Here is a 4,129-nt window from a genome sequence, read left to right as displayed (position 1 = left end):
TTGAATAAATCGAACTTTTGCTGAGTTGAAGGTTCAGATCACACATTCCCTGACAACCCTGGTAGTTCCGTGGCAAAGCAGAAGTTCCGAATCAACAACTGGCGCACTTACAACAAAGCACTTATCAATCGCGGCTCCCTCGCTTCCTGGCTAGATGGTTAGGCTGTTCAGGCATGGTATGAGTCTGCAACGCCTTCAGCACGCGGAGGACCTCAGCGCTATACTGACCTTGCCATTACTACCGTTCTGGTGATTAAACGCGTATTCCGGCTGACCTTGCGGACTGCTCAGGGGTTCATTGATTCCATTTTCTCCCTGACGGGCATTCCGCTGCACTATCCGGATTGATGGTTGCTGTCCCCGCAGGAAGAGGTGTTTCATAACTATGTCCTGACCGGCGGCAAACTCCATGCTGATGATACCCCCGTCCCGTTGCTGCTGCAGGGTAATAAGAAGACGAAGACTGTGCGGTTGTGGACGTACGTTCGTGATGATCGCAACGCCGGCTCAGCAGTTGCGCCAGCGGTGTGGTTCGCTTAAAGCCCGGACAGAAAAGGCCTCCACCCGCAGACCCATCTTGCTGGCTTCAGCGGCGTGCTGTAGGCGGACGCGTACGCTGGGTTCAGCGAGCTGTACCTCAATGGAAAAATAATGGAAGCAGCCTGCTGGGCTCACGCCCGCCGCAAGATCCACGACGTACAGGTCCGCACTCCGTCAGTCCTGACGGAGGAAGCCCTGAAACGTATCGGCGAGCTGTATACCGTTGAGGCGGAAATAAGGGGAATGCAGACAGAACAGCGCCTTGCTGAACGTCAGCAAAAAGCTAAACCACAGCTGAAAGCCCTGGAAAGCTGTCTGCGTGAAAAGATGAAAACGCCCTCAAGGCACTCAGAGCTGGAGAAGGCGTTCGCGTACGCCCTGTACCAGTGGCCGGCACTGACGTACTATGCAGAGGGTGGCTGGGCTGAAGCATATAACAACATCTCTGAAAATGCCCTGCGGACGGTCAGTCTGGGTCGCAAGAACTTCCTGTTCTTCGGCTCCGACCACGGTGAGCACGGAGCGCTGTTGTACAGCCTGATCGGTACGTGCAAATTGAACGGCGTGGATCCAGAGAGGTACCTCCGTCATGTCCTCAACGTCATAGCTGACTGGCCAGTCAATCTGTCCACGAGCTGTTACCATGGCGAGTAAGCCTGCCAGCTGAATAACACATCTCCGTCAATGAGGTTCTCGCTGTAAGCTTACGGTTAAGCTGGCGGAGCTGAACGCGAAACTGGCAGTGGAAAGCGGAGGTAACGCTGAACGCGGAGCGGGAAAAGCAGGCCGCATAGTGAACCTCAGGTGTGACAACTTCGTTGACACTTACCGACTATCACTAACTTAAGTGATAACAATAGGCTGGAGATTCAGGGGGCCAGTTTACTTCCAGCCAGCGCCACATATCTATATCCACTTTTTACTCAGCACTACAAAGGAGACCCTATGACGAGTCCAATGTGCGCGTTGCTTTCAGACTCTAGGCTATATGACTTGTTCGGAGATGATCAAAATCTCACTGTAAGCCAAATCTGGCTATTGGAGATCGAGTGGGAAGATTCAAGTGAACTACGTTTTTGAATCGCCACGGATAATCTAGACACTTCCGAGTCGTTGATAATACTGGTTTTCATATTCTGTCGGTGACATCTGATTGCTCGAACCATGCCGACGCTTACTGTTATAAAACATTTCGATGTAACCAAAGATATCGCTGCGGGCTTCTTCCCGCGTTCCGTAGATCTTTTTCTTAATCCGTTCGCGTTTCAGCAACTGGAAAAAGCTTTCTGCAACCGCATTATCGTGACAGTTACCGCGACGGCTCATACTCCCCTCCAGGCCGTGTGATTTCAGAAACGACTGCCACTCATGGCTTGTGTACTGACTGCCCTGGTCCGAGTGAACCAGCACCTGTTTTTGGGGATTACGCCGCCATACAGCCATCAGCAGTGCGTTCAGGACAATGTCCTTTGTCATCCGGGATTGCATTGACCAGCCGATAATTTTGCGTGAGAACAGATCAACAACCACGGCAAGATACAGCCAGCCTTCGTGGGTCCTGAGTAGAGTAAGAGGCAGGGCGTAGTCGGACTATTTCCCTGCCTCTCCTCTCCGAACCGGACGTGCACCTTTCAGCGCATCCGGCTCTCCATTTAAATGCTGGCGAACGCCATTGCCACTTCTGTAAAGCGCGATGTATACGTGTTTCTGGTCTCCGTCCTCAGATAGGGATTACCTTCGGGTAGCCGCCAGCGGAACAGCTTCTTGCCTTGCCCCACCAACCGGTACAGCACTTCACCGCTGAGCTTACCGTGATTGGTTTTACCAAATAAAACCCACGTTTTGCTCTGACCCGGTTTCGGTGATTTACACCACCACCTCATCAGGGAAGCGATACCTGTACGGTATTTGCGGGCCAGCCAGTGAGCCAGCTTCCAGAACACGACACGGTCGATATAACTGAAGACTTTGGCCTTAAAATCAACGAACTGATAGAACATGGCCCAGCCTTTCAGTTTTCGGTTGAGTTGTTCAGCCATATCGACTTTGCTTTCACTGTAGTTGCCTGATAACAGTGCTGTCAGCGATGCGGCGAAGTTTCTGGCTTTCTCCTGCGGGATCGTTGAGACCACTCGCATCTCGCCATAACGACTGCGTTTGCGAATGATCCTGTGCCCCAGAAAGATAAAGCCGTCATTAACATGGGTGATTTTAGTCTTATCCATGTTCAGCCTGAGTTTCAGACTGCCTTCGAGCACACCCCGACACTCCTCCCTGATGGCTTCCGCCTGTGCTTTGGTGCCTTTGACGATGAGGACAAAATCATCGGCATAGCGGCAGTACGCCACCGCGGGTTTCCACTGCCAGTTTTCTCTGACCGCCGTACTTCGGCCCCGTTGGATACTGTTATTCCAGTACCACCGATCTTTTCTGGCTTTCCCGCTCAGGTAGCGCTCATGCAGGTATTGATCGAACTCATTCAGCATGATGTTCGATAATAGCGGCGATATAACACCGCCCTGTGGCACACCTTCACTGGCCGCCCGAAAGAGACCGACATCGATATGTCCCGCCTTGATGGTTTTCCACAGCAGAGTCATGAAACGTGCGTCACTGATCCTGCGGCGTACAGCCTTCATCAGCAGTCGATGATGTACGGTGTCGAAGTAACTGGACAGGTCGCCTTCAATCACCCAGCGTCCCCGGGTTTCACCGCAGTCTGTGAGCTGTAATTTCACCGTGCGGATCGCGTGGTGGACACTGCGCTCAGGCCGGAAGCCATATGAGAGCGTATGAAAATCACTCTCCCATATCGGCTCCATCGCCATCAGCATGGCCCGCTGAACAATACGATCCCGCAACGCGGGGATACCCAGTGGTCGCAGTTTGCCGTTGCTTTTAGGGATGTAAACCCGTCTGGCGGGCAAGGGCTGGTAGTGGCCTGAGAGTAATTCATCCCTGAGGATTTGCAGCTCAACAGCCAGTCTGGCCTGTAGCATTGTTTTGTTCACGCCATCAACGCCGGGGGTATGCGCCCCCTTTGATGAAAGCGTGATCCGCGCCGCTTCAGCCAGCCATTCTGGTTGTGTTATCAGACGCAGCAGCCGTTGAATCCGTAGGGACGGATCGGTGGCTGCCCATGTGGCAAGCTTGCGTTGCATTTCGCTGATTATCAAAGGTCTTCACCTCGTTAGGTCAGTTAATTCACGTCGCAAACACATTCAAACTGCTTCCCTTCGCCATGTAATGGGCTTTCCCCATCGCGGACTACTACGGAAGCTCCGCCAGCCAGCGCGTCATCGGAGCCATGCCCCCTTAACATCCGTCGCTGACCTTCCCCGGTTTACCTGCCTGGACTCAGACATACTGAGGAGGCTGCCCGTCGCACTCTTTATCCTTGCTTGCCGCAAGTTGGCAGAAGTCAGCAACGCAAGCGTGATAGACGCTGCTGCCCCGGTGTTTCGCATACATGTCAAAACACCTTCGACCGGCAGTGCTTACGTATCACTGCCAGTTCCTCCTGCACGGCCTGTCAGATCACGTAGGCCGTGGTGACGTTTTCAACCCACAGAGGCGGATTAACGGGTTC

The 4,129-nt window shown here is 53.2% G+C and carries 1 protein-coding gene and 3 pseudogenes; 2 read left to right on the top strand and 2 right to left on the bottom strand.

Going from position 1 to position 4,129, the window contains the following annotated elements; translation table 11 throughout:
- Positions 1-25: 25 nt before the first annotated feature.
- Both HMPREF3140_RS27620 and tnpC read left to right on the top strand, forming a co-directional pair.
- Positions 26-345 (top strand): annotated as a pseudogene (locus tag HMPREF3140_RS27620) (transposase); the annotation flags it as partial.
- A 6-nt stretch (positions 346-351) separates the two neighbouring features.
- Positions 352-1,211, top strand: a pseudogene (gene tnpC, locus HMPREF3140_RS18740) (IS66 family transposase); the annotation flags it as partial.
- 424 nt (positions 1,212-1,635) lie between these two features.
- Here the strand turns inward: tnpC and HMPREF3140_RS18735 are convergent.
- Both HMPREF3140_RS18735 and ltrA read right to left on the bottom strand, forming a co-directional pair.
- Positions 1,636-2,112: pseudogene (locus HMPREF3140_RS18735) on the bottom strand (IS3 family transposase); the annotation flags it as partial.
- 80 nt (positions 2,113-2,192) lie between these two features.
- A complete protein-coding gene (gene ltrA, locus HMPREF3140_RS18730) occupies positions 2,193-3,701 on the bottom strand; it encodes a group II intron reverse transcriptase/maturase (RefSeq protein ID WP_070553062.1) in 1,509 nt (502 codons plus the stop codon).
- Positions 3,702-4,129 lie beyond the last annotated feature (428 nt).

The organism is Klebsiella sp. HMSC16A12, assembly GCF_001808265.1.
Lineage (GTDB): Bacteria > Pseudomonadota > Gammaproteobacteria > Enterobacterales > Enterobacteriaceae > Klebsiella > Klebsiella pneumoniae.
This window is presented reverse-complemented; position numbering and strand designations above follow the sequence as displayed.